This window comes from Nonomuraea jabiensis, from assembly GCF_014204795.1.
GTDB classification, from domain to species: domain Bacteria; phylum Actinomycetota; class Actinomycetes; order Streptosporangiales; family Streptosporangiaceae; genus Nonomuraea; species Nonomuraea jabiensis.
Window position 1 is genome coordinate 7,277,862 of sequence record NZ_JACHMB010000001.1, and the last position, 25,436, is coordinate 7,303,297.

Genomic DNA, 25,436 nt, shown 5'->3' on the forward strand with positions numbered 1-25,436 from the left:
AACCAGGCCATAACCCCCCAACCAGGAGAGTCTGCATGACAGGGAGAGAAGGCAGCAGCTCGCTGATACCCATAGTGGTCGCCGTCATCGGCCTGATCACGGCCCTCGTGACCTCACCGCTGTGGGGCGAACCGGTATGCCGGGCAGTCGGGGTCTGCCAGGACGGCGGTAGCCACTCCGCCTCAGCAGGCAACCCCAAGAGCAGCCACAACTCCTCCAAGCACTCATCCAAGCCGACCACCGGCGCGGCGGGGTGGAGCTGCCCTGGTGGACTGTTCTGCGCATGGGATGACGCTCAGGGCGAGGGCAGCATGATCGTTCAAAAGGACGCCACCTGCAGCATGCATGACATCGGGAGCGCCGGCTTGGGGGACCGGCTGACCTCGTATCAGAACCGGACTGGCAAGGACGTCGCACTGTACAACTGGACGGGTACCGAATGGCAGCTACTCGTGAACGTGCCCGACGGTGCGAAGGGCGACATGCCTCAGTCGGCGGACAACATGACTGACGCAGTGAAGATCTGCGCCTGAAGGCGATTCGCCAGTCGATGCCCGTGATGTAGTAGGCGGGCATCGCCGCGTCCTTGGCGATCTTCAGGAAGGCTCGGCGTACGTTGTGGGCCGGGCTGAATCCCGACCCCGCCCCGCCCCGCCCGCCCCGCAACGACAACGACAACGACCAGGTCTCAGATGGTGATGAGCCCGCCTTCGTAGGCGGCGATGACGAGCTGGGCTCGGTCCCGGGCGTGCAGTTTGGCCAGGAGCCGGCCGATGTGGGTTTTGACCGTGCCGACGGTGAGGTGAAGGTGCTCCGCGATCTCGGCGTTGGACATCCCCCTGCCGACGAGCGTGAGTACCTCGCGCTCGCGTTGAGTGATGTCCTTGAGGTCCCGCACGACCGGGGCGGGGTGAGGGCCGCGCAGGAAGTCGGCGATGAGCCGGCGGGTCACCGTGGGTGCGAGCAGCGCTTCGCCGGAGGCGACGACCCGGATGGCGGCCAGGAGCTCGCTCGCCGTCGCGCTCTTGACGAGGAATCCGCTGGCGCCGGCCCTGAGCGAGGCGTACACGTATTCGTCCAGGTCGAACGTGGTGAGGATCAGCACGCGGACGCCGGCGCCGGCCGGGTCGGCGCAGATGCGCCGGGTCGCCTCGATGCCGTCCATGTCGGGCATGCGCACATCCATGAGGACGACGTCGGGTCGGTGCCGGCGGGCCAGGAGCACGGCTTCGGCGCCGGTGCCGGTCTCGCCCACGGTGGCCAGCCCCGGTGTGGTGTCGATGAGGACCTTGAGGCTGTCGCGTACCAGGACCTGGTCCTCGGCCAGCAGGACCCGGACGGGCGGGGGCGGCTCGTGCGAGGCGGTGTCGGTGGTCATGTGATGGTGCCGTTCGGGTCGTAGGGCAGGCGAGCCGTCACGTGAAAGCCTCCTTCGGGCCGGCGCCCCGCGCTGAACGTGCCTCCGTACATCTTGGCTCGTTCGCGCATGCCGATCAGGCCGTGCCCGCCGTGGCCCGCTCGCGGCGGCCGGCCATGGCGGGGACCGTCATCGATGACCTCGATCACGGCTTCCCGTCCGTCGATCTCCACGGTGACGGAGCAGCGGGTGGGCGCCGCGTGGGTGATGACGTTGGTCAGAGCCTGCTGCACGATCCGGTACACCGACATCGCGACCGCGGGCGGCAGCACCGCCTCTTCCTGGACGGTCAGATCCACCTCCACCCCGGCCGAGCGGGCATGGGCGGCCAGTCCGGGCAGGTCCGCCATGCCGGGAACCGGCAGGTGGGGCTGCTGGGGATCGTCGTCGGAGCGCAGGAGGCCGAGCACTCGGTGGATCTCGGCGAGCGTGCTCCGGCTGGTCTGCTCGATGACGTCCAGTGCGGCGCGTACCTCGTGCGGGCGGGCGTCGGCGACATGGTTCGCGACGGTGGCCTTGACGGCGATCACGCTCATGCTGTGGCCGATCACGTCATGCAGTTCCCGGGCGATGCGCCTGCGCTCGTCGGCCACGGCCGCCTCGGCGAGGTGGCGAACGAGGCGAGCGGTCGTGTCCCGCTTCCAGCGGACGGCCGTCCCGATGGCCCATCCTGCCGTCAACAGCACGCAGATCGCGCCGATCTCGACGGGCCAGTACGGCGGCAACTCGCTGGGCGCATCCGCGGGTGCGAGGCCGGGGAACACCCGCTCGTAGAAGATCAGGATGGCGGCCACCCCGCCGGCCACGCACCCCGACAGGCCAACTGACGACCACCCGATCGAGGCGGTGGAGGCCACCAGGTACAGCACGAGCACGGTCGGCACGAACGACACCCAGATCGCGCCCGCCGCGACGGCGCCGGCCACCACCGCCACCACTGCAACGGCGCACGCGAGCCCCAGCATGGCCCGCGGCCGGCGGCGCCGGAACGCGACCGGGAAGCTCATGGCCGCCGCCACCGGCCAAGCCGACCAAGCGGGCCACCATGACGACGGGCCCGGGGGATCGACGATGGCAAAGCCGACGGTCAGCGCCACGACGACCGCCGCCAAGGCGTCGGCAACGCCATGCCCACCGAGCCGCCGAGCCCGAACCATGACCAGAAGTTATCGCCTTTCCCGATCAACCGGCATCCGCCCACGGTCGGACATCCGCATCGGACTGGGGTCTTACCACCGGCTCATGGATGCCGGCCAAGATGCCACCCGAGCCAGACGCGGTCCCGCCCCCCAGCCCATCACCATGCTGGTGCACCCGGCATACCGGGCTGAGAGCGACAAATCTGGGAGGAACCGATGAATGCCGATCTTCGGCGGCGAATCACACGATGGCGACAGGCCGCCGCGGGCCGGCGCGCCGCCAACGCGGCGGCCAACCTGGACCGGCAACCCCCGTTTCCCGGACGATGGGTGAGCGCCGTCTCGCTGATCGGCGGCCCCACCCTGATCATGACCGGGACCGTCCTGCGCTCCCAGTTCTACTACTTCGTTCCTTACCAACTGGCCGCCTACGCCCAGCACCCCGCCCTCATCAGGGCCGCCTATACCTGCTTCGCCGCCGGGTTCATCCTGTTGTGGCCGGCGGTCATGACGCTGGCGCAGAGGATCGCCGCCACCAGCCCGCTGTGGGGACTGTGGGGCGGCTGCCTGGTGATCGTCGGCCTGTTCACCCGGACCTTCCAGTTCGGCACCGACCACCTGGCCTTCTACCTGACCGACAGCCTCGGCCTGCAAACGATGCTCAACGGCATCGACGACTATTACCTGGCATGGCGGGATGCGATCTGGCATCCGTTCAGGGCCATGTCGGGACCGGCCTTCTTCGGCTGGGTCGTGCTGGCCATCGGCGCCTACCGCTCCGGCGCCCTGGGGCTGGGCCGTTCGGTCGCGCTCGGCCTGATGTCGGCGCTCGCGCTCGGGACGCTCAAAGGCACCGAACCGCAGTCCTTCCTCGCCGTGGGCGGCCTCTGCGTCGCCTTCATTCCCCTGGGCGTCTCCCTGCTGCGCGGCGGCCCTCCGCCGACCAGACGCGCCATGCTCTGGATCGCCGTCCTCGTCCTCGTGCACGTCCTCATGACGGCCTACGGCCCGAGGGGATGAGGACCCCGAACCGCTGGCCCGGTCCGGCGGTCAGAACAGGGTCAGCGGGTCCGCGGGCTCGGGCTCGGGGAGCGGGGTCAGGGCGGGGAGGCGGGCGCGTACGGCCTCGTGGAAGTCGCGGGCCAGCTTCGGCGCGTCGGCGTTGTCCGGCGTGTGGACGAAGAACGTGGGGGAGCGGCCCTCCCGCAGCCAGTCCGTGACGACGTCCAGCCACGGCCGCCAGCCCTCGACGGTGCGGGCCTCGGCGTCGCGGCCCAGGTAGCGGACGATCGGGTGGCCGGTGAGGGCGCGCGTGCGGCGGGGCACGCGGGGCTTCTTGGTCCACGCGTCGCGCTCGGCGTCGCTGGTCGGCGGGCTCTGGAAGAGCGTCGTGGTGTCGAACGGGACCCACTCGGCGTCGGCGGCCGCCAGGACGCGCTCCAGGAGCCGCTCGGACCGCTCGTCCTCGAAGAAGGCGCGGTGGCGGACCTCGACGGCGTACCTGTGGGAGCGGGGCAGCCGGTGCAGGAACGCCGAGAGGGTGCCGAGGTCGGCCGGTGAGAAGGAGCCGGGGAGCTGGATCCAGAGCGCGTGGGCGCGCGGGCCCAGCGGCTCGATGGCGTCCAGGAAGGCGTGGAGGTGCTCGTCGGCGCCGGTCAGGCGGTGCTCGTGGGTGATGGGCTTGGGGAGCTTGACGACCATGCGGAAGTCGGGCGCCGTCTGGCCGGCCCACGACTCCACCGTGGCGCGCGTGGGGGTCGCGTAGAAGGTCGTGTTGCCTTCCACCGCGTCGCACCAGGTCGCGTACGAGCGCAGGCGCTCCCCGGGCGGGAGTTGGCCGGGGAGGAACCGGCCCTGCCAGCGCGCATGAGTCCACATCGCGCATCCCACGTGAAGCCGCATGCTCTCGACGTTATCGGAGATCCGTTGAGACGCTGTCACGGTCATGACGGGCGAAAGGAAGGGCCGACCATGCCTCGTGTCCGACTGCTTCTCGTGATTGTCCTCGTCGCGGTGAGCGTCCTGGCCGGGCCCGCGGCGGCCGCGCAGGAGTTCCGCGTGCTGCAGCTCAACCTGTGCCACAGCGGTGTCAACACCTCCTGCTTCAACGGCGCCGCCACGCTCCAGGAGGCGAACGCGGTCATCGCCGCCAAGCAGCCCCACGTCGCTTCCCTCAACGAGATCTGCAGGAACGACCTGCCCCAGCTGGCCCCCGCCATGGGCAACGGCTTGTCCGCGTTCGCCCCGGCCCGCCGTCCCGACGGCACGCCCGTGCGCTGCACCAACGGCGACGAGTACGGCAACGGCCTGATCTTCCGCTCCCCGGCCGCAGGGACCGTCTTCTCCGGCCAGTACGCCACCCAGGACGGCGGCAGCGAGAAGCGCGTCTACGTGTGCGTCGAGTTCGCGGACCTCGTCGGGTGCGGCACCCACCTGTCGACCACCGGGAACGTCGCCATGGCCCAGTGCAAGGCGGCGATCGCCCTGCTGCGTGACCGCGCCGTCGCGGGCCGGCAGACATTCCTGGCGGGCGACTTCAACCTCAAGTACGCCCCGCTGATCGGGCCTGACGTCCAGGACTGCAACGCCGCGCCGTTCTTCAGGAAGGGGGACGGCAGCGTGCAGCACGTCTTCGCGGCCAACCTGGGCTACGTGCGGACGGAGGTGACCCGCATGACCTACACCGACCACCCCGCCCTGCTCGTCGTGCTGACGCGACCCTGAGGCGAAGTTGTCATACGAGTGATGGCTTCGTATGATGACTGACAACATCCTCGCTGCCTACCTCTTGGACCGCCGATGGCCGCCGACCGCATCCGCCACGTCTCGCTCTCCTCCGTCACGCTTCCGCTCGACGTCCCCGTCAGCGACGCCAAGGTGCTCACCGGGCGGCAGAAGCCGATGACCGAGATCGCCTTCCTCTTCGCCGAGATCACGACCGAGGACGGTCACGAGGGCACCGGGTTCAGCTACTCCAAGAGGGCGGGCGGCCCCGCGCAGTACGCCCACGCCAAGGAGGTCGGGGACAACCTGATCGGCCAGGACCCCTCCGACATCGGCAAGGTGTACGACACCCTGCTGTGGGCGGGCGCCTCGGTCGGCCGGTCCGGGGTCGCCACGCAGGCCCTGGCGGCCATCGACGTCGCGCTGTGGGATCTGAAGGCGAAGCGGGCGGGGTTGCCGCTGGCGAAGCTGCTGGGGTCCTATCGGGACTCGGTCCGTACGTACAACACCTCGGGCGGCTTCCTGCACGCGCCGATCGAGGAGGTCAAGGCCCGCGCCACCCAGTCGCTCAAGGACGGCATCGGCGGGATCAAGATCAAGGTCGGGCAGCCCGACACCAAGGAGGACCTGAGGCGGCTGGCCGCGGTGCGCGAGCACCTCGGCGACGACGTGCCGCTCATGGTGGACGCCAACCAGCAGTGGGACCGGCCGACGGCGCTGCGGTTCGGGCGGGCGGTGGAGGAGTTCGGACTGGTCTGGATCGAGGAGCCGCTGGACGCGTACGACGCCGAGGGGCATGCGCAGCTGGCCGCGGCGCTCGACACGCCCATCGCCACCGGCGAGATGCTCTCCAGCGTCGCCGAGCACGTCCGCCTCATCGAGGCCCGCGCCGCCGACATCATCCAGCCGGACGCCCCGCGCGTCGGCGGCATCACGCCCTTCCTGCGCCTGGCCACCCTCGCCGACCACGCGGGGCTGCAGCTGGCGCCGCACTTCGCCATGGAGATCCACCTCCACCTGGCCGCCGCCTACCCGCGCGAGCCCTGGGTCGAGCACTTCGAATGGCTCAACCCGCTGTTCAACGAGCGGCTCGAGACCCGTGACGGCCGCATGATCGTCCCCGACCGGCCGGGGCTCGGGTTCACGCTCAGCGAGCAGTGCCGCAAGTGGACCGTGGACAGCGTCGAGTTCGGGAAGGCCTGAGACCGATGGGTGACCGCGTCGCGGCGGTGCGGTTCGGCCACTACGCCGTGCCGCTGGCGCGCCCGGTGAGCGACGCCAAGGTCGCGACGGGGCGCCAGCGGCCCCTGGCTCAGATCGACGTGCTGACCTGCGAGATCACGACGAACGAAGGGCTGGAGGGGCTGGGGTTCTCCTACACGACGCGGGCGGGCTGCCGGGCGCAGTTCGCCCACGCGAAAGAGGTCGGGGAGACCCTGCTCGGCCGGGATCCGTCGGACATCGCCAGGTTGTATGACGAGTTGTTGTGGGCGGGGGCGTCGGTCGGGCGTTCGGGGGTGGCCACGCAGGCGCTGGCGGCGGTCGACGTCGCGCTGTGGGATCTGAAGGCGAAGCGGGCGGGGTTGCCGCTGGCGAAGCTGCTGGGGTCCTATCGGGACTCGGTCCGTACGTACAACACCTCGGGCGGCTTCCTGCACGCGCCGATCGAAGAGGTCAAGGAGCGGGCCCGGCAGTCGCTGAGCGAGGGCATCGGCGGGATCAAGATCAAGGTGGGGCAGCCCGACACCCGGGAGGATCTGCGGAGGCTGGCCGCGGTGCGCGAGCACCTCGGGGACGACGTGCCGCTGATGGTGGACGCCAACCAGCAGTGGGACCGGGCCACGGCGCTGCGGTTCGGGCGGGCGGTGGAGGAGCTCGGGCTGGTCTGGATCGAGGAGCCGCTGGACGCGTACGACGCGGAGGGGCATGCGCAGCTGGCCGCGGCGCTCGGCACGCCCATCGCCACCGGTGAGATGCTCTCCACCGTGCCGGACCTCGTGCGGCTCATCGATCTTCGCGCCGTCGGCTTCCTGCAGCCCGACGTGCCGCGGGTGGGCGGCATCACGCCCTACCTCAAGGTCGCCGCGCTGGCCGATCACGCGCATCTGCAGGTCGCGCCGCACTTCGTGATGGAGATCCACGTCCACCTGGCCGCGGCTTACCCGCGCGAGTCGTGGGTGGAGCACATCGAGTGGCTGTCGCCGCTGTTCGAGGAGCGGCTGGAGATCGAGGGAGGGCGCATGCGCGTTCCGGACCGACCGGGTCTCGGCCTCAGCCTCGCCGACACGGCGGCGGCCTGGCGGCTCGACCAGGTCGAGTTCGCTGGGGTCGCGGCTGGGCGGTCCGATCGCGGAGCGGTTGGTGGGGGTCCGGGCGGGTGGTCCGATGGGGGCGGGTTCGGGCGGGTTGCGGGTGGGTGGGCCGGGCGGGTCGAGTTCCGTGCGGACGCCGGGTAGGTTGTCAGCCGTGCCGCCAGATCAGAGGCTCGACCGCGACAGCGGGCGCGGGCTCGCGCATGAGCTCGTCGAACGGCTCAAGGAGCGCATCCTCGCGGGCGAGATCGAGCCCGGCCAGAAGTTGCCGACCGAGTCCTCGCTGGTCGAGGAGTTCGGCGTGAGCCGCACGGTGGTCCGCGAGGCCATCTCGCGGCTCCAGGCGGCCGGGCTGGTCGAGACGTTCCAGGGGCGGGGCTCGTTCGTGCTGGCGCTGCCCGCCTCCACGGCCTTCGCGGTGGAGCCCTCGCAGATCCGCACCCATCGCGACGTCCTCGACATGATCGACTTCCGGATCGGTGTCGAGTCGGAGTCGGCGGGGCTGGCCGCCGAGCGCCGCACCGACCTGCAGCTGAAGGCCATCGAGCGGGCCCTGGTCGACCTCGGGCGCTCCGGCGAGCAGCCCAGCAGCGCCGTCGAGGCCGACTTCCAGTTCCATCTCAAGATCGCGCTGGCCTCGGGCAACCGGTTCTACTCCGACCTGCTGGCGTCCTTCGGGCCCATGGTGATCATGCTGCCGCGCACCCGGCTGGAGCACGCGTACACGGTGTCCAACGCCACCCACCTCACGCGGGTGACGTTGGAGCACGAGAACATCTACCGCGCCATCGCCGACCGGGACGCCGCGGCGGCGCGGGCGGCGATGCGGCTGCACCTGTCCAACTCGCGCGCCCGCCTCCAGGCTCCGTAGCGGGCGGTCGGGGGCGCGTAGGGACGGCTGCGTCTGCGGAGTCGAGGGGCTCGTCTCGCGGAGTCGAGGGGCTCATCTCCTGGTTCCGCAGCGCACGGTTATCGGCGGAGTGGGGCTTTGTGGTGCATGGCTGGCTGCGGGGCGGGGTGCGGCTTTGTGGTGCGTGGTCGGCTACGGGGCGGGCCTGGGGCTTCGTGGTGCGCAGTTGGCCGCGGGGCGCCGGGGGGCTTCGCTCGTGCATGGTTGGCTGTGGGGCGCTGGGGGGCTTCGTGGTGGGTCCTTGGCCGCGGATGGGGTGCGTGGCTGCGTCTGTCCTGCCTTGCGGGTCCCGTCTTCGGGGAGCGGGCGGTTGCAGGTCGGGGTGGGATGCGTGGCTGTGGGCGTCCCATGGCGCGCGGGCCTGCGCGCCCGAGGTGGGCGAGGCGCGTGGCCGGACCTGGCAGACCACCGGCTGCGCCGCGTGTACGGCCCGGAGCTGAGCGGGCCTGGAGCTGAGCGGGCCTGGGGTTGGGCGGTGCGGGGTTGGGCGGTGCGGGGTTGGGTGGTCCGGAGGTGGGCGGTCCGGTAGGGTCGGTCGGCGGGGATGCGTTTCGGGTCCGTGTGCGGGGTTTCTCGGCGCCCGTGAAGTGATCAGTTGTCTGGCACACTGAGTCCCATGAGTGGACGAGGTCGCCCACCGGACCCCGACCTGGAGGCGCGGGTGCACGCCGCCGCCCTCGAACTGTACGGCGAGGTCGGCTGGGCAGGGTTCAGCTTCGACGTACTCGCCCGCCGGGCCCGCGTGGGCAAGGCCGCTCTGTACAACAGGTGGGGGAGCAAGGAGAAGCTGATCGTCGACGCGCTGACCGCCGGGCTCCAGCAGGACCCGTTCGACACGCAGTCGGGATCGCTGCGCACGCAACTGATCCGGATGGCCGCGGGGACCCTCAACGGCTATCTGACGACGAGGGGCCTGGTCTACCTCAGGGCGCAGGTCGAGGCCAGGGTCTACCCCGAGCTGTTCGGGCAGGCGCTGGAGAGGTTCCAGCGCGAACGCATCAAAGTCGGCCGCGCCATCGTGCTCAACGCCATCGCCCGCGGCGAACTCCCGCCCGGCACCTCGCCCGCGCTCGTCCTCGACGCGGTCGCCGGCATGCTGACCAACCACTTCCTGTCGACGCCGATCAACCAGATGCCGGCCCTGATCGCGCGCAAGGACAAGTACGTCGAGGAGACCGTGGACTTCGTGCTGTCCAGGGTCGATTACCGGGCCCCGGAGCAGGACGCCTGACTCGCGGCCGCCGCGGGCGCGCATGGCCCACCATTGACAGGGACGGGGAGACGTCTTAGCTTGCTTATTGCAGACGTATTTCGTCTAAATTAACTACCGGTACCACCCACCTCCCCCAGGGCTTTCCCTTCGGGTCATCGCGGAGTTCCCTCGAAGCCGCTCACGCATCCCGGCGAAGCAGCGCGACCCCCCAAGCGCGCCCCCAAGCGCGACTCCCCAAGCGCGACCCCCCAAGTACGAAGCCGCATCGGCATTACTTCACCATCCCCCTTTTGGCCTCCCGGGAGGAGCCCATCATGGTGAGCGAGCGTGTCACACCACAGCCCGGACCGATCACCGCGCACGACGCAGAGACCACGAGCCGTCCGGTTCTGGCCTGGGGCATGACCGCGATGCTGCTCGGCGTCATGCTGATCGCCTACCTGGACAAGGCGATCCTCGGCCTCGTCGCGCAGCCGGCCATGGCCGAGCTGGGGCTGTCGGCGGCCGAGTTCGGCGCCATCAGCAGTGCCGCGGGCCTGCTCGGCCCGCTGTCGGTGTTTCTCTACGCGCTGGTCGCGGACCGGCTGCCCGTCAAGGCGACCCTCTTCACCGCCGTCGTCATCTGGTCGCTGCTCCAGTTGCCCGTCTTCTTCGCCGCATCGGGCGCGCTGCTTCTGGTCACGCGCTTCATGCTCGGCGCGGCCGAGGGCCCGGCGACGCCGGCGGCGTACGCGACCGCCTACTCCTGGTGGCCGAACGAGCGGCGCGGGTTGCCGACGGCGCTGCTGACGACGGGGGCGTCGTTCGGCAAGCTGATCTTCGCTCCGCCGCTGGCGTTCGTCATCGCCGCCTTCGGCTGGGAAACGGGCTTCGTCGCGGTCGCGGTCCTGGGCCTCGCCTGGGCCGTGGGCTGGCTGTTCATCGGGCGGGAGGGGCCCTACAGCCAGGCCGCCGCCGGGCGCGCCGCAGGGCCGGTCGCGGAGGCCGCACCGCGGGCGCCCATCCGCTCCATCCTCCTGACGGGCACCTTCGCCGGCTTCGTGGCCGCGAGCACCGCCTCGGCGACGCTCGCGATCGTGGTCCTCACCTGGCTGCCGTCCTACTTCCAGGTGAGCCTGGGCTTCTCCGCGGTGGCGGCGGGCTCGCTGTTCGGCGTGCCGAGCATCGCCGCCATGGTGTTCCTGTACGGGTTCGGCGCCTGGAGCGACCGGATGCTGAAGAGGGGGACGGCGGCCCGCCGCGCCCGCGGGCTGCTGGGCGGTGCGCTGCTCGCGCTGGGTGGTGTCTTCCTCGCCGCCCTGCCCCTCTCCTCCGGGGTGGCGGTCCCCATTGCCCTGCTGATGCTCGGTTACGGGCTGGCCATCAGCGTCAACGCCGTGCTCAATCCGGCTCTCGTCCAGATCGTGCCGGCCGGGCAGCAGCGCAGCGTCCTGTCGATCGGGCTGGCCGCGACCGGTGTCCTGGCGGCCGCCGGGCCGCTGATCACGGGCCACGTACTCGACGGCGCCCGCGCGACGGGCACCCTCGCCGACGGCTACACCACGGTCTTCGTGCTGACGGGCGTCGTCGCCCTCGCGGGCGGGGCGCTGTTCGCCCTGCTGGTGAACCCCGAGCGGGACGCGGCGAAGGTGGAGGCCGCCCGGCTCGCACGCGGATCGAAGGGCATCTGAACGTCTTTACAGACGACTTTCGTCTATATAAATTGCGGGTGCGAAAGGAGCGGAACATGTCGATGAACCTCGATGCCATCGGGCAGACCTGGGAATCGGGCGAACATACGTGGACCTCGAAAGACGCCATCCTGTACGCCTTGGGAGTCGGCGCCGGAGCGCAGGACCCACTGGCCGAGCTCTCGTTCACCACCGAGAACTCACACGGGGTCACCCAGCAGGTGCTGCCCACGTTCGTCGTGGTGATCGGCGGAGGCGGCGGCGACCAGGGCCCCAAGCTGGGTGACTTCGACTTCTCGCAGGTGCTCCACGCCGAGCAGTCGATCCGGCTGGAAGGTCCCCTCCCCGTGAACGGCCGGGTGCGCTCGACCTCCCGCCTGGTGAACATCTACGACAAGGGCAGCGGCGCGCTGGCCGTCCTGGAGTCCTCCATCGTCGCCGCGGACACCGGCCGGCCGGTCGCCCAGGTCAGCAACGGCATCTTCGTCCGCGGCGAGGGCGGGTTCGGCGGAGAGCGGGGCACGTCGGCACCGTGGGAGCGGCCCGACCGCCCGGCCGATCGCGTCGTCGTCTACCCGACCCGCTCCGACCAGGCGCTGCTGTACCGGTTGAGCGGGGATCGCAACCCGCTGCACTCCGACCCGTGGTTCGCCGCTCGTGCCGGCTTCGAACGTCCCATCCTGCACGGGCTGTGCACCTACGGGTTCACCGGACGCGCCCTGCTGCACGCGCTGTGCGGCTCGGACCCGGCGGCGTTCGGCGGGATGTCGGCCCGCTTCGCCGCCCCGGTGATGCCCGGCCAGGACCTCGCCGTGCACATCTGGGACGACGGCCGGTTCGTCACGAAGGTCGGCGACACCGTGGTGCTCGACCGCGGCGTCTTCACGAGGGCGGAGCGGTGAAGCCGCAGCCCACGCCGGAGACGGCGCCGTACTGGGAGGGCGCGCGCCAGGGGGAGCTGCGGGTGCAGCGCTGCGGGGAGTGCGGGCGTCACTACTTCTACCCCCGGCCGGCCTGCCGCTACTGCGCCTCGCGCGACGTGCGGTGGGTGACGGTGTCCGGACGGGCGCGGCTCGTGTCGTACGTCATCAACCAGCGGCCGATGCCCGGCCTGGAGGGACTGTCGCCCGTGATCGCGCTGGTCGAGCTGGACGAGGGGCCGCGCCTGATGACCAACATCGTGGGGGTCGCGCCCAGCCCGGAGAACCTGCCGCTGGACCTGCGGCTGCGGGTCTGCTTCCAGGACGACCTGCCGGTGTTCCGGCCCGAGGAGGCGGCCGTATGAGGATGCACGGAGGCGACGTCGCGATCGTCGGGGCGGCCGAGACCGAGGAGATCGGCGTGCTGCCCGGCGTCTCGATGATCGAGTTGCACGCGGGGGCCGCGCGCCGCGCGATCGAGGACGCGGGTCTGACGGCGGCGGACGTGGACGGCGTGGCCACCGCCGGCCCGCTGGCCATGGAGGTCTCCCACCACCTCGGCATCACGCCGCGCTGGCTGGACGGCACCATGGTCGGCGGCTGCAGCTTCATGCTGCACGTCCGGCACGCCGCCGCCGCGATCGCGGCCGGGGCCGCCGACGTCGTGCTCATCACGCACGGCGAGTCGGGCCGCTCGCGCGTGGGCGGGCCGCAGTACGGCATGAACCCGGCCTCTCCGCAGGGCCAGTTCGAGCTGCCGTACGGGGCGGTGCTCCCGTACGCCACGTTCACCCTTCCCGCGCTGCGGTTCCTGCATGATCGCGGCATGGGACGGGAGGACCTGGCCCAGGTGGTGGTCGCCCAGCGGGAGTGGGCGGCGAAGAACCCGCGCGCCATGCGCCGCGACATCGTCACCGTGGACGAGGTGCTGGCCGCGCCGCTGATCGCCTACCCGTTCACCAAGGACATGTGCTGCGTGGTCACCGACGGCGGCGGCGCGCTGGTGCTGACCAGCGCCGAACGGGCGGCCGACCTGCCCTCCGGGGCGCGGGCGGTGTACCTGCTCGGGTCGGGAGAGTCGGCCGAGGGCACGATGGTCTCCCAGATGGAGGACCCGGGCTCCAGCCTGGCCTTCCGGCGCTCCAGCGCGGAGGCGTTCGCCACCGCGGGGGTGAGCCACTCCGACATCGACCACCTGATGTGCTACGACGCCTTCGCCCACGTGCCGCTGTACATGCTCGAAGACCTCGGCTTCGTCGGCCGCGGCGAGTCGGGCGCCTTCGTCGCCGGCGGCCACACCCGCCCGGGCGGCAGGCTGCCCATGAACACCAACGGCGGCGGGCTCAGCTACACCCACACCGGCATGTACGGCATGTTCGCCATCCAGGAGTCCGTCCGCCAGCTCAGAGGCGAGGCGGCCGCCCAGGTGCCGGACGTCGAGATCGGTTTCGTGCAGGGCGTGGGGATGTTCTTCGCCGCCTCGGGGAGCCTGGTGCTGTCAGCCCGCAGGCCCTGACCTTCTTCAAGCGACAGAAAGGCGTGACTCGATGAGTGGTATCTGTGAGGGCCGGGTGGCGATCGTGACCGGCGCGGGGCGCGGTCTCGGCCGGGCGCACGCGCTGGAACTGGCGCGGCAGGGCGCCCACGTGGTGGTCAACGACCTCGGCGGCGCCACCGACGGCACCGGCTCCGACGCCGGCGCGGCGCAACTCGTGGTGGAGGAGATCCTGGCGGCCGGTGGCAAGGCCGTGGCCAACACCGACGACGTCGCCGACTGGGCGGGCGCCAGGCGCCTCGTGGAGCAGGCGGTGAGCGAGTTCGGCGGGCTTGACGTGCTGGTCAACAACGCCGGCATCCTGCGTGACCAGACCATCGCGTCCATGACGGAGGAGAACTGGGACGCGGTGATCCGCGTGCACCTGCGCGGCACCGCGGGGCCGACCCGGTTCGCCGCCGAGTACTGGCGGGCGCGGGCCAAGGGGAGCGGGCGGCCGCTGGGCGCCCGGCTCATCAACACCACCTCGGCCTCGGGCATCTACGGCAACTTCGGCCAGTCCAACTACGGCGCGGCCAAGGCCGGCATCGCCGCGTTCACCGTCATCACGGCCCTGGAGCTCGGCCGCTACGGGGTCACCGTGAACGCCGTGGCGCCGGCCGCCTTCACCCGGCTCACCGAGAACCTGATGCCCGCCGAGCACGCCGCCGCGCTCGCCCCGGAGCACGTCTCGCCGCTGGTCGTCTGGCTGGCCAGCGCGGAGAGCGACGGCGTCACCGGGCGGGTGTTCGACGTCGGCGGCGGCCGGATCGGCGTCGCGGAGGGCTGGCGGCTCGGCCCGGAGGTGACCAGGCAGGACCTGTGGGACGCGGCGGAGCTCGGCCGCGTGATCCCCGACCTGGTCGCCAAGGCCGCGCCCAACGTCGACATGCTCGGCAGGACACCGGCCGGCGACTGACCGAAGCTTGGTCCAGTGCTCGCGAAAGGACCCAGGACACGTGACACCGACCGAAACCGCCGCCACCGGATTCTTCACCGAGGCTTTCGCCCACCCCGACCGTCCCGCCCTGATCGGCCCAGGAGAGCGCCGGCTCACCTTCGGCGAGCTGCGCACGCGCGTCAACCAGGTGTCCAACGCCCTGCGCGACCTGGGCCTCGTCCGCGGCGACGCCGTCGCCGCGATGGTCGGGAACGACTCGACGTACTTCGAACTCGTCCTGGCCACCGGGCAGATCGGCCTCTACCTGGTGCCCATCAACACCCATCTGGCGCCGGCCGAGGCGTCGTTCATCGTCCACGACAGCGCCGCCAAGGTCCTCGTCGCCCACGCCGACCTGGCCGCCGAGCTCGGCGTGCCCGTCCCGCACTGCCTGGCCGTCGGCGGCCGGGTGCCGGGGTGGTCGGCGTACGAGGACCTCGGCGGGGCCGCGGACGAGCCCGCGGACCGGACCGCCGGTCTGATCATGGGCTACACCTCGGGCACCACCGGCCGGCCCCGCGGCGTCAAGCGGTCGCTGCCCGACATGACCCCCGAGCACCTGGCCGCGATGTCGTCAGGATTGAGCCGCATGTGCGGTATGGCCGGCGGCGAAGGAGTCCACCTGGTCACCTCGCCGCTGTACCACGCGGCGCCCGGCTCGTTCGCGATGTCGGCCCTGCACCAGGGCCACACCGTGGTCGTCCACGAGAGGTTCGACGCCGAGGCGACGCTGCGCGACATCGAGCGGTACCGGGTGACCTCGAGCCACATGGTGCCCACCCACTTCCACCGCATGCTGCGCCTGCCCGCGGCCGTCCGGGAACGGTACGACCTGTCCAGCCTGCGCTCGCTGGTGCACGCGGGCGCCCCCTGCCCGGTCGAGGTCAAACGGCGGATGATCGACTGGGTGGGCCCGATCGTGTGGGAGTACCTCGGCGCCACCGAGGGGTTGGTGAGCATCGTCGGCTCGCGGGAGTGGCTGGAGCGGCCGGGCACGGTGGGCCGGCCCTTCCCCGGGTTCACGGTCCGGCTGCTCGACGAGAGCGGCGCCGAGGTGCCGGTCGGGGAGGCGGGCACGATCTACTTCGGCGGCTCCGGCACGTTCGAGTACCACAACGACCCGGACAAGACCCGCGCCGGCCGCACCCGGGGGCTGGTCACCGTCGGGGACATCGGCCGCTTCGACGCCGACGGCTACCTGTACCTCCTGGACCGGCGCACCGACCTCATCCTGTCCGGCGGTGTGAACGTCTACCCGGCGGAGATCGAGCAGCACCTGATCACCCACCCGGCGGTGGCCGACGTGGCCGTGATCGGCGTGCCCGACCCCGAGTGGGGGCAGAGCGTGCTGGCCGTCGTCCAACCCGCCGAGGGCGCCGCCCCCGGCGAGGAGCTCGCGAACGAGCTCGCCGCGCACTGCAAGGACGGGCTGGCCTCCTACAAACGTCCACGCCGCTTCGTCTTCCGCTCCGACTTCCCGCGTTCGGCGGCCGGCAAGCTGCTACGCCGTCAACTGCGCGAGGAGTACGGCGGCGAGTAGCCGCCGTCGGGGTTACCAGCGGGCGGTGTTGGGGGTGAAGCCGGGCTCGACCGTACGCATGTACGCCGTGTCCTCGCGCCCGCGCTGCCCGCACCGCACGTACTGCTCGTGCAGGGCGCCCAGGGCGTCCTCGTCCAGCTCCACGCCGAGCCCCGGCCCGGTCGGTACGGCCACGCTGCCGTCGCGGAACTCCAGCGCCCCCGGCCTGATGACCTCCTCGCTCTTCCACGGGTAGTGGGTGTCGCAGGCGTAGGTGAGGTTCGGGGTCGCGGCGGCCAGGTGCGTCATCGCGGCGAGGCTCACGCCGAGGTGGGAGTTGGAGTGCATCGACAGCCCCATCCCGAACGTCTCGCAGATGCCGCCCAGCAGGGCCGAGCGGCGCAGGCCGCCCCACAGGTGGTGGTCGGAGAGGACGACCTGCACGGCGTCGGCGGCGACGGCCGGCTTGAGGTGCTCGAAGGCGATGACGCACATGTTCGTGGCCAGGGGCAGGTCGGTGTGCTTGGCGACCTGCGCCATGCCGTCGATGCCGGGCGTCGGGTCCTCGAGGTACTCCAGGACCCCGGCCAGCCGGTGCGCGACCTTGATCGAGGTGTCCACGGTCCAGGCGCCGTTGGGGTCGATGCGCAGGGCGTGCGAGGGGAAGGCGGCGGCCAGCGCCTCGACGGTCTCGACCTCGTGGCCGGGCTCGAAGACGCCGCCCTTGAGCTTGATGGCGGTGAAGCCGTACTCGTCGACCATCCGCCGGGCCTGGGCGACCATCTGCTCGGGCGTGACGCCCTCGCCCCACGAGTCCTCGTCCTGGCCCGGGTGGCCCGCCCACTTGTAGAACAGGTACGCGGAGAACGGCACCCGGTCGCGTACGGCGCCGCCGAGCAGGTCGCTGACCGGCCGGCCGAGCGTCCTGCCCTGCAGGTCGAGCAGCGCCACCTCGAAGGGCGCGGCCACGGTGTCCACGGCGCTGGAGACCTCCAGCATGCCGCCGAAGCTCGCGCCCGCGCCCCCGGTGGAGCGGCCGAGCGTCTCCACGACGACGCGGCGCAGCCCGTGCGCGTCGAAGACGTCCAGGCCGGGCAGCGCGGCGGCCACGGCGTCGAGCCGGTCGAGATGGGCCTGGTCGGCGTACGTCTCGCCCAGCCCCACCAGCCCCGAGTCGGTGTGCACCTGGACGATCGCGCGCAGCACGAACGGCTGGTGGACGCCGACGACGTTGAGGAGGGGCGGGTCGCGGAAGGCGACCGGCGTGACCGAGACGCGGCTGATCCGCCCGCCGTCAACGGTCATCGGGGCGCCTTCACGGTCAGCACCGGGACGCTGGCCTCCATGAGGATGCGCTGCGCCTCGCTGCCCAGGATGAACTTGCCCACCAGCGACCGGTGCCGCAGCCCGATGACGATGAGGGTGCCGCCCGTCTCCTTGACGAGCGCCTCGAACGTCTCCGGCAGGTCGTCGTCGTGGAGCGGCTGGCGTACCTCCGCGTCCACGCCGGCGGCCCGCGCCCGGGCGAGCAGCGCGGCCGAGGCGTCGTCGTCGATCTTGTGCTCGTCGACGGGGGCGCCGCGGCGCGGGGAGTTCACGATGACGACGCGCTCGGAGCGCAGCGCGCCCTCGCGCAGGCCCGCGTCGACCGCGGCCTCGCCCTCGGGGGTGGGCAGGTAACCGACGAGGATCGTCATGGCGTCTTCTCCTCAACTGGAACGCGGTCCGCGGCGGCGGTCTTGCGGCGTACGGCTTTGCGGATGAGCGGCAGGACGGCGACGAGCACCACCAGGGCGAGCACCGTGCCGGAGATCGGGCGGGTGAGGAAGCCGGTCGGGTCGCCGCCGAAGATGAGCAGCGCCTGGCGCGAGGAGTTCTCGATCATCGAGCCGAGCACGAACGCGAGCACCAGCGGCCCGGGCTCGAAGCCGAACTTCTTCATCAGGTAGCCCAGCAGGCCGAAGGCGATGACCAGGAAGATGTCGTACACGTTGTTGTTCACGGTGTACGCGCCGAGCAGCGTGATGAGCACCGTGATCGGGGCCAGGATGGCCGGGCGCACCCGCAGGATCTTCACGAAGACGCCGACCATCGGGATGCTCATGATGAGCAGCAGGATGTTGCCGATGTACATCGAGTTGATGACGCCCCAGAAGACGTCGGGATGCTCGGTGACGAGCTGCGGCCCCGGCTGGATGCCCTGGATGAGCAGCGCCCCGAACATCAGCGCCATCGTCGCGTTCGCCGGGATGCCGAGCGTCAGCAGCGGGATGAACGACGACGTGGCGGCGGCGTTGTTGGCGGTCTCGGGGGCGGCCACGCCCTCGACGGCGCCCTTGCCGAAGCGCTCGGGCTGCTTGGCGCGGCGCTTCTCGAAGGCGTACGCCGCCAGCGACGACAGCACCGCGCCGCCGCCGGGCAGGACGCCCAGCACGAACCCGATGAGCGAGCCGCGCCCGATCGCGCCCTTGGACTGGTTGAGGTCCTGGCGCGACGGCCACACGTTGCCGACCTTGGCCGGCGCGTGCACCTGGTTGTGCCGCTCCTCGAGGTTGTAGAGGATCTCGCTGAGGCCGAACAGGCCCATGGCGATCGGGATGAAGTCGATGCCCTCGGCGAGGTTCAGGCTGTCGAAGGTGAAGCGCTCGGCGCCGGTGAAGGTGTCGCGGCCGACGGTCGCGATGAGCAGGCCGACGCAGGCCGCGATGATCGCCTTGAGCTTGTTGCCGTTGCCGACCGAGGAGATCAGCAGCACGCCGAGCACGCCCAGCGCCGCGTACTCGGGCGGCCCGAAGTCGAGCGCGAACCCGGCGACGACCGGGGCCAGGATCGTCAGGCCGACGATCGAGACGGTGCCGCCGATGAAGGAGCCGATGGCCGCGATGCCCAGCGCGGTGCCCGCCTTGCCCTGTCTAGCCAGGGCGAACCCGTCGAAGACGGTGACGACGGAGGACGCCTCGCCGGGGAGGCGGAGCAGGACCGAGGTGATGGTCCCGCCGTACTGGGCGCCGTAGAAGATGCCGGCCAGCATGATGATCGCGGAGACCGGCCCGATGCCGTACGTGATCGGCAGCAGGATGGCGATCGTCGCGCCGGGCCCGAGGCCGGGCAGCACGCCGATGAGCATGCCGATGATCACGCCGATGAGGCAGTAGAGCAGGTTGGCCGGCTCCATGACGACGCCGAAGCCGTTGAGAATGGGGGAGATGTCCATGGGGTCTTCTCAGATGAGGCGCGGGAGCGGGACCTGGAGCAGCACGACGAAGAGCAGGTAGAACGCCGCCACCGTCAGCACGCTGACCACGATGGAGGTGCGCCACGACTCTCTGCCCAGCCAGCGCAGCCAGACGAACACCAGCAGCAGGGACGGGATCTCGAAGCCGATCAGCGGCAGCAGCCAGGCCAGCAGGATGAGCGTCACCAGGCCGGCCGCGGTGAGCAGGCTCGCCTTGGAGAACCGCTCGGTGTCCTCGAGCTTGCGGCCGGTGACGACGAGCACCGCCGACAGCACGACGATGACGACGCTGATGGCGAACGGCCACAGGCCGGGGCCCGGCTGGGTCATGCGGCCGAGCCCGAGCGCGACGGAGCCGATCGCCCCGGCGACGCCGACCGCCAGCGCCACCAGGGCCGCCGAGATCTGCGAGAGAGGGCCGGCATGCGGTGGCCGGGTGTCGTCGGCGACCTCAGGGCCGGACTCGAGAGGGCCAGCCTCAAGAGGGTCAGACATGGACATGCTCGCTCCTTGGGGGACTATCCGGCCAGGCTGATGCCGTACTTGCTCAGCTGCTCCTTGTACGTGGCGGTGTCCTTCTGCAGGGAAGAGAGCACCTCCTGCGGGGAGACCTCCATCGGGGTGAGCGAGTTGTCCTCGTTGAACTTCTTGTACTCAGGCGTGGCGAACGTCTTCTTCGCCGCCTCCAGCAGGCGGGCCTTGACGTCCTCGGGCGTGCCCTTGGGCGCGGTCAGGAAGCGGTACTGCGTCACCAGGACGTCGAAGCCCTGCTCCTTGGCCGTCTTCACGTCCGGCAGGTAGGGGATGCGCTGGTCGGAGAAGACCGCGAGCGGGACGAGCTTGCCGGCCTTGATGTTCTCGATGGCCTCGCCGATCTGCATGGTGGAGACGTCCACCTGGTTGCCCAGCAGGGCGGTCAGTGCGGGGGCGCCGCCGTCGAAGGGCACGGCCGTGGCCTCGATGCCGGCGGTCTTGAAGGTCAGCGCGGAGGCGAGCTGCGCGCCCGTGCCGACGCCGGTCGTGCCGTAGCGGATGGTCTTGCCGGCCTTCTTCATGTCCTCGATGGACTTGTAGCCGGACTGGGAGTTGGTCGCCATGACGTAGTCGTCACGCGAGACGCCGGTGATGACGTCGAACGCGTCGATCTTCGTGGCCTCGGCGGGGGAGACCGTGAGCGGCGTGATGGTGAACAGGGAGGCGTTCTGGACGGCGAGCTTGTAGCCGTCGGCCTTGGCGGACTGCAGCTCCTTGGCGTTGAGCGCGCCGTTCGCGCCGGGCTTGTTGAGCACCGGGGTGGAGACGCCGAGCTCCTTGCCCATGCCCTGGGCCAGCGCCCGGGTGATGAGGTCGGTCGAGCCGCCCGCCGACGCGCCGACGGTGAACTCGATGTTGCCCGTCGGATATTTACCGTCACCGCCGCCGGAGGACGTGGTCTTGACACCGCCGCACGCCGTCAGCGCGAGCGCGGCGGCGCCGCCGATGACACCCGCGAGAATGCGGCGGCGGGTCGTCCGGGATGTCGGCATGGACTTCTCCTTGTGTGTGAGCGGCGTCTATGGAGGTTACGGGGTTGTTTCCGCTCTGTAGTCTCCGGAGACTAGGGACCTGCCTCGATGCCTGTCCAGGCTCAATTCGGTATCAGGTGATACTCTGCGAGCATCATGCTAACACTGGATCAGATCCGGGCATTCGTGGCGGTCGCCGAGGAGCTCCACTTCGGCCGGGCCGCCGACCGGCTGCGCATGACGCAGCCGCCGCTCAGCCGCCACATCCAGAAGCTGGAGCGCTCGATCGGCGTGACCCTGCTGGAACGCGACAACCGGCGCGTCGTGCTCACCGACGCAGGCCGCGGTTTCCTGGAGGACGCGCGGCGCATGCTCTCGCTCGTCGACACCGCGGGCGACCGGGCCCGCCGCATCGCCAAGGGCGCCGCGGGCACCGTACGGCTCGGCTTCACCGCCGTCTCGGCCATCAGCATGCTCGGCACGATCCTGCGCCGCCTGACGGAGCAGCTCCCGGAGATCGACGTCATCCTCCACGAGCGGGTGACCGCCGGGCAGGTGGACGGCATCCTGCGCGGCGAGCTCGACCTGGGCCTGGCCCGCCCGCCCTTCGACATCGCCACGCTCGACTCCCGCGTGGTCTTCCGCGAGCCGCTGTGCGCCGTGGTCCCCCTCGGGCACCCGCTGGCCGCCCTCGGCCGGCCGCTCGCGCCCGACGACTTCGACGGCCTGCCGGTCATCAGCTACAACCCCGTGCAGTCGCGCTACTTCCACGAGCTGACGATCCGCTTCCTCACCAACGCCCACCCCAGGATCGAGCAGCAGGTCCACCAGATTCTCACCGCCGCCCTGCTCGTGGCCGCCGGCCGGGGCGTGGCGCTGGCGCCGGCCAGCGCCCGCTCGCTCGGCATCGACGGCATCGTCTTCTGCGACCTGGTACGGGGCGGCGGCGACCCGCTCGACGAAGGTGACGGCGTCGCGGGCAAGCCGGTGGAGCTGCACGTCATCTGGGACCGCGGCTCCACCAACCCCGCCCTGTGGCGCGTCCTGGAGCTGCTGCCCGACCCCGGACGCGACGATGCTCGTACGGTATCGCCAGATACAGAATCGGGCTTGGACAGGAATCCACCCTCCTCCTAGCCTGACGGCATCAACCTTTACCGGCGGTGCGGGGGATCCCGCGGGCCGCGTGTCAACAGAGGACGTTCATGCCGAATTTCTCGCCCCAGGAGCTCGCCGCCCAGCTCAAGAGCGGCCTGCTGTCGTTCCCTGTCACCCATTTCACGCAGGAGCTGGAGTTCGACGAGGCGGGTTACCGTGACCACGTGTCCTGGTTGAGCGCGTTCCCCGTGGCCGGCCTGTTCGCCGCGGGCGGCACCGGCGAGGGCTTCTCGCTGACCTCCGCCGAGATCGACCAGGTGGTGCGGGCGGCAGTCGGCGAGGTGAACGGCAGGGTGCCGGTCGTGGCCCCCGCCACCGGCGGCACCGCGAACGCCGTCGCGCAGGCCCAGGCCGCCGAGGCCGCCGGCGCCGACGGGCTGCTGCTCATGCCCCCCTACCTCACGGAGGCCGGGCAGGCGGGCCTGGTGGAGCACGTCTCCGCGGTGTGCCGCGCCACGAACCTGGGCGTGATCGTCTACAGCCGGGCCAACGCGATCCTGAACGACCGCGCCGTCGAGACCCTGGCCGACCGCAACCCGAACCTCGTCGGGTTCAAGGACGGCGTCGGCAACATCGAGCACCTCACCCGCATCTACGCCACCGTCGGCGACCGCCTGGCCTACATCGGCGGCCTGCCCACGGCCGAGACGTTCGCGCTGCCGCTGCTGCAGCTCGGCATGAGCACGTACTCCTCGGCGATCTTCAACTTCGTCCCGCAGTACGCGCTCGACTTCTACGCCGACGTGCGCGCCCAGAACCGGGACGCCGTCTACCGGCGGATCAAGGAGTTCGTGATCCCCTACCTGGACATCCGTGACCGGCAGAAGGGGTACGCCGTCTCGATCATCAAGGCGGGCCTGGCCGCCGTCGGGCGCCCGGCGGGCCCCGTCCGGCCGCCGCTGCAGAACCTCGCCGACGGCGAGCTGGCCGAGCTGACCGCCCTCATCAACAAGATCAGCTAGGCCCCATGTCTCCCACCATCCAGCGCGTCGAGGTCGTCCCGGTGGCCGGGCACGACAGCATGCTGCTCAACCTCAGCGGCGCCCACGGCCCGTTCTTCACCCGCAACGTCGTCATCACCACCGACTCCGACGGGCGCACCGGCCTCGGCGAGGTGCCCGGCGGCGAGGCGATCCGCCGGACGATCGAAGAGGCGGGCGCGCTGCTGGCCGGCCGGCCCGTGGCCCGCTACCGCAGCCTGCTGCGGTCGGTGTCCCAGCGGTTCGCCGACCGCGACGCGGGCGGGCGCGGCGCCCAGACCTTCGACCTGCGCACCACCGTGCACGCGGTCACCGGCCTGGAGTCCACCCTGCTCGACCTGCACGGCCAGTACCTGGGCCTGCCGGTGGCCGAGCTGCTCGGCGAGGGCCGCCAGCGGGACCGGGTGCCGATGCTGGGCTACCTCTTCTACGTCGGCGACCCGGGCAGGACCGACCTGCCCTACCGGGTGGACGACGCGGGCGAGGACCGCTGGTCCCGGCTGCGCCGCCAGGAGGCGCTCACGCCCGACGCGGTGGTCGCGCTGGCCGAGGCCGCCCAGGAGCGTTACGGCTTCGCCGACTTCAAGCTCAAGGGCGGGGTGCTGACGGGCGAGGAGGAGATCGAGGCGGTCACGGCGCTGGCCCGCCGCTTCCCCGAGGCGCGCATCACCCTCGACCCCAACGGCGGCTGGCTGCTCGACGACGCCGTACGGCTGTGCCGCGGGCTCGGCGGCGTCCTGGCCTACGCCGAGGACCCGTGCGGGGCCGAGGGCCGCTTCTCCAGCCGGGAGACGATGGCCGAGTTCCGCCGGGCCACCGGGCTGCCCACCGCGACGAACATGATCGCCACCGACTGGCGGGAGATGGCCCACGCCGTACGCGCCGGCGCGGTGGACATCCCGCTGGCCGACCCGCACTTCTGGACCATGGCCGGGTCCGTCCGCGTCGCCCAGCTCTGCCACGACTTCGGGCTGACCTGGGGCTCGCACTCCAACAACCACTTCGACATCTCGCTGGCGATGTTCACGCACGTCGGGGCGGCGGCCCCCGGGGAGATCACGGCACTGGACACGCACTGGATCTGGCAGGACGGCCAGGCCCTCACGACCAGCCCGTTCCGGATCACGGACGGCGCGATCGAGGTGCCGACGACCCCCGGGCTCGGCGTCGAGCTCGACCGCGCGGCCCTGGCCGAGGCCCACGAGCTCTACCTGCGCCACGGCCTCGGCGCCCGCGACGACTCCGTGGCCATGCAGTATCTGGTGAAGGACTGGGTCTTCGACCCGAAGCGCCCCTGCCTCGTCCGCTGACGGCTTCGGCAGCGTCCACTTCGGCAGGGTCCACTTCGGCAGGGTCTGTGCCGACCGGCCCATGACGGCTGGCCTAGTGTTGGCCTCATGGGCATGGTCGGTACGGTCGGGCTGGTGCTGCATCCCCAGCGCGACTCCAAGAAGGCGATAGACACCATCCTGCGCTGGGCCGCCGACAAGGGCGCCACCGTGCTCGGGCTGCCCGAGGAGGTGGGGCGGATCGACTGCACCGCCGTGCCCGTGGACGCCGACGCCCTCGTCGAACGGGCCGACCTGCTGGTCGGGCTGGGCGGCGACGGCACGATGCTGCGGACCATGCGGCTGCTGGCCGGCCGGCCCACGCCCATCCTCGGGGTCAACCTCGGCAAGCTCGGCTTCCTGGCCGAGATCGACGTGGACGAGCTGGCCGGCACGCTGTCGGCCATCGACGACCACCGCTACACGATCGAGCCGCGCATGGCGATCAAGAGCCGGCTCGGCGGCACGGACGTGACCGCGTTCAACGACATCGCGCTGGTCCGGATCCCCGGAGAGGGGCTGGCCGCGATCGCCGTCACCCCGGCGGGCAGCGACTTCGTGCGCTTCGCGGCCGACGCGGTGATCGTGGCGACCTCCACGGGCTCGACCGCCTACAGCTTCTCGGCCGGCGGGCCCATCGTCTCGCCCCGGGTGGAGGCGGTGCTGGTGGTGCCCGCCGCCGCCCACTCGTCCTTCAACCGGGCGCTGGTGCTGCCCGCCGACGAGGAGGTCACGCTGGAGGTGCTGCCCACCAGCGGGCGGCTCGCGGTGGAGGTCGACGGGGCCGTGGTGGCCCACCTGTGCCCGGGCGACACCGTCACCGTGGCCGCGTGGCCGGGGGCGGCGAAGGTCGTGCGGCTGGGCACCACGTTCTACGAGCGGGCCCGGCGCAAGCTGCGGGTGGACGGCAGCGCCGAGGCCCTCTGAAGCGC

The 25,436-nt window shown here is 71.2% G+C and carries 25 protein-coding genes; 17 read left to right on the forward strand and 8 right to left on the reverse strand.

Annotated elements, in window-relative coordinates; translation table 11 throughout:
* Positions 1 to 35 precede the first annotated feature (35 nt).
* Positions 36 to 533 carry a peptidase inhibitor family I36 protein gene (locus HD596_RS33305; RefSeq protein ID WP_185073190.1) on the forward strand — a complete coding sequence of 166 codons (498 nt, stop codon included), beginning with the start codon at positions 36 to 38 and terminating at the stop codon, positions 531 to 533.
* A 155-nt stretch (positions 534 to 688) separates the two neighbouring features.
* Here HD596_RS33305 and HD596_RS33310 read toward each other — a convergent pair whose 3' ends face one another.
* Together HD596_RS33310 and HD596_RS33315 are read right to left on the reverse strand one after the other, a co-directional pair.
* The gene (locus tag HD596_RS33310; RefSeq protein WP_185073191.1) at positions 689 to 1,378 is read right to left on the reverse strand and encodes a response regulator; all 690 of its coding nucleotides are present in this window, start codon (positions 1,376 to 1,378) and stop codon (positions 689 to 691) included.
* The gene (locus tag HD596_RS33315; RefSeq protein ID WP_185073192.1) at positions 1,375 to 2,424 is read right to left on the reverse strand and encodes a sensor histidine kinase; all 1,050 of its coding nucleotides are present in this window, start codon (positions 2,422 to 2,424) and stop codon (positions 1,375 to 1,377) included. Before HD596_RS33315 ends, HD596_RS33310 begins: the two co-directional genes overlap by 4 nt.
* A gap of 348 nt (positions 2,425 to 2,772) precedes the next feature.
* Here HD596_RS33315 and HD596_RS33320 point away from each other — a divergent pair, with 348 nt between their 5' ends.
* Positions 2,773 to 3,576: a hypothetical protein gene (locus tag HD596_RS33320; protein WP_185073193.1), complete on the forward strand. Its 804-nt coding sequence runs from the start codon at positions 2,773 to 2,775 to the stop codon at positions 3,574 to 3,576.
* 30 nt (positions 3,577 to 3,606) lie between these two features.
* Here HD596_RS33320 and HD596_RS33325 read toward each other — a convergent pair whose 3' ends face one another.
* Positions 3,607 to 4,458: a DUF72 domain-containing protein gene (locus HD596_RS33325; RefSeq protein WP_185073194.1), complete on the reverse strand. Its 852-nt coding sequence runs from the start codon at positions 4,456 to 4,458 to the stop codon at positions 3,607 to 3,609.
* Positions 4,459 to 4,527: 69 nt separating this feature from the next.
* On the opposite strand from HD596_RS33325, the gene HD596_RS33330 reads away from it, so the two are divergent.
* From HD596_RS33330 to HD596_RS33380, 11 genes are all read left to right on the forward strand, one after another.
* Entirely contained in the window at positions 4,528 to 5,280 is a 753-nt protein-coding gene (locus tag HD596_RS33330; RefSeq protein ID WP_185073195.1) for an endonuclease/exonuclease/phosphatase family protein, read from the forward strand.
* Positions 5,281 to 5,355: 75 nt separating this feature from the next.
* Positions 5,356 to 6,483, forward strand: coding sequence for an L-talarate/galactarate dehydratase (locus tag HD596_RS33335; RefSeq protein WP_185073196.1), 1,128 nt, complete (start codon positions 5,356 to 5,358; stop codon positions 6,481 to 6,483).
* A gap of 5 nt (positions 6,484 to 6,488) precedes the next feature.
* Positions 6,489 to 7,736, forward strand: coding sequence for an L-talarate/galactarate dehydratase (locus HD596_RS33340; protein WP_185073197.1), 1,248 nt, complete (start codon positions 6,489 to 6,491; stop codon positions 7,734 to 7,736).
* Between the two features lie 10 nt (positions 7,737 to 7,746).
* A complete protein-coding gene (locus HD596_RS33345; RefSeq protein WP_313045401.1) occupies positions 7,747 to 8,463 on the forward strand; it encodes a FadR/GntR family transcriptional regulator in 717 nt (238 codons plus the stop codon).
* Between the two features lie 655 nt (positions 8,464 to 9,118).
* Positions 9,119 to 9,733 (forward strand): TetR/AcrR family transcriptional regulator, encoded by a 615-nt coding sequence (locus HD596_RS33350; RefSeq protein ID WP_185073199.1) that lies wholly within the window; start codon positions 9,119 to 9,121, stop codon positions 9,731 to 9,733.
* Positions 9,734 to 10,029: 296 nt separating this feature from the next.
* On the forward strand, positions 10,030 to 11,385 hold the full coding sequence (locus HD596_RS33355; protein ID WP_185073200.1) for an MFS transporter: 1,356 nt from the start codon (positions 10,030 to 10,032) through the stop codon (positions 11,383 to 11,385).
* A gap of 56 nt (positions 11,386 to 11,441) precedes the next feature.
* On the forward strand, positions 11,442 to 12,287 hold the full coding sequence (locus tag HD596_RS33360) for a MaoC family dehydratase (RefSeq protein WP_185073201.1): 846 nt from the start codon (positions 11,442 to 11,444) through the stop codon (positions 12,285 to 12,287).
* Positions 12,284 to 12,670, forward strand: coding sequence for a Zn-ribbon domain-containing OB-fold protein (locus HD596_RS33365; RefSeq protein WP_185073202.1), 387 nt, complete (start codon positions 12,284 to 12,286; stop codon positions 12,668 to 12,670). Before HD596_RS33360 ends, HD596_RS33365 begins: the two co-directional genes overlap by 4 nt.
* A complete protein-coding gene (locus HD596_RS33370) occupies positions 12,667 to 13,821 on the forward strand; it encodes a thiolase C-terminal domain-containing protein (RefSeq protein WP_221519626.1) in 1,155 nt (384 codons plus the stop codon). The genes HD596_RS33365 and HD596_RS33370 overlap by 4 nt, the downstream gene beginning before the upstream one ends.
* Positions 13,822 to 13,852: 31 nt before the next feature.
* The gene (locus HD596_RS33375) at positions 13,853 to 14,758 is read left to right on the forward strand and encodes an SDR family oxidoreductase (RefSeq protein WP_185073203.1); all 906 of its coding nucleotides are present in this window, start codon (positions 13,853 to 13,855) and stop codon (positions 14,756 to 14,758) included.
* Positions 14,759 to 14,798: 40 nt separating this feature from the next.
* On the forward strand, positions 14,799 to 16,319 hold the full coding sequence (locus tag HD596_RS33380) for an AMP-binding protein (protein ID WP_185073204.1): 1,521 nt from the start codon (positions 14,799 to 14,801) through the stop codon (positions 16,317 to 16,319).
* Between the two features lie 12 nt (positions 16,320 to 16,331).
* On the opposite strand, the gene HD596_RS33385 is transcribed toward HD596_RS33380, so the two are convergent.
* Genes HD596_RS33385 through HD596_RS33405 form a run of 5 tightly spaced genes read right to left on the reverse strand, consistent with a single transcriptional unit; the run spans position 16,332 to position 21,059 of the window.
* Complete coding sequence (locus tag HD596_RS33385) at positions 16,332 to 17,603, reverse strand: glucarate dehydratase family protein (RefSeq protein WP_185073205.1); 1,272 nt, start codon at positions 17,601 to 17,603, stop codon at positions 16,332 to 16,334.
* Positions 17,600 to 17,995, reverse strand: coding sequence for a universal stress protein (locus HD596_RS33390; protein ID WP_185073206.1), 396 nt, complete (start codon positions 17,993 to 17,995; stop codon positions 17,600 to 17,602). Before HD596_RS33390 ends, HD596_RS33385 begins: the two co-directional genes overlap by 4 nt.
* Positions 17,992 to 19,512 carry a tripartite tricarboxylate transporter permease gene (locus HD596_RS33395; protein WP_185073207.1) on the reverse strand — a complete coding sequence of 507 codons (1,521 nt, stop codon included), beginning with the start codon at positions 19,510 to 19,512 and terminating at the stop codon, positions 17,992 to 17,994. The genes HD596_RS33390 and HD596_RS33395 overlap by 4 nt, the downstream gene beginning before the upstream one ends.
* A 9-nt stretch (positions 19,513 to 19,521) precedes the next feature.
* The gene (locus HD596_RS33400; protein ID WP_185073208.1) at positions 19,522 to 20,028 is read right to left on the reverse strand and encodes a tripartite tricarboxylate transporter TctB family protein; all 507 of its coding nucleotides are present in this window, start codon (positions 20,026 to 20,028) and stop codon (positions 19,522 to 19,524) included.
* Positions 20,029 to 20,051: 23 nt separating this feature from the next.
* Positions 20,052 to 21,059: a tripartite tricarboxylate transporter substrate binding protein gene (locus HD596_RS33405; RefSeq protein WP_185073209.1), complete on the reverse strand. Its 1,008-nt coding sequence runs from the start codon at positions 21,057 to 21,059 to the stop codon at positions 20,052 to 20,054.
* Between the two features lie 135 nt (positions 21,060 to 21,194).
* On the opposite strand from HD596_RS33405, the gene HD596_RS33410 reads away from it, so the two are divergent.
* From HD596_RS33410 to HD596_RS33425, 4 genes are all read left to right on the forward strand, one after another.
* A complete protein-coding gene (locus HD596_RS33410; protein WP_185073210.1) occupies positions 21,195 to 22,175 on the forward strand; it encodes a LysR substrate-binding domain-containing protein in 981 nt (326 codons plus the stop codon).
* A gap of 68 nt (positions 22,176 to 22,243) precedes the next feature.
* On the forward strand, positions 22,244 to 23,158 hold the full coding sequence (gene kdgD / locus HD596_RS33415) for a 5-dehydro-4-deoxyglucarate dehydratase (RefSeq protein WP_185073211.1): 915 nt from the start codon (positions 22,244 to 22,246) through the stop codon (positions 23,156 to 23,158).
* A 5-nt stretch (positions 23,159 to 23,163) separates the two neighbouring features.
* Complete coding sequence (locus HD596_RS33420) at positions 23,164 to 24,486, forward strand: enolase C-terminal domain-like protein (RefSeq protein WP_185073212.1); 1,323 nt, start codon at positions 23,164 to 23,166, stop codon at positions 24,484 to 24,486.
* Between the two features lie 87 nt (positions 24,487 to 24,573).
* On the forward strand, positions 24,574 to 25,431 hold the full coding sequence (locus HD596_RS33425; RefSeq protein ID WP_185073213.1) for an NAD(+)/NADH kinase: 858 nt from the start codon (positions 24,574 to 24,576) through the stop codon (positions 25,429 to 25,431).
* The last annotated feature ends 5 nt before the right edge of the window (positions 25,432 to 25,436 follow it).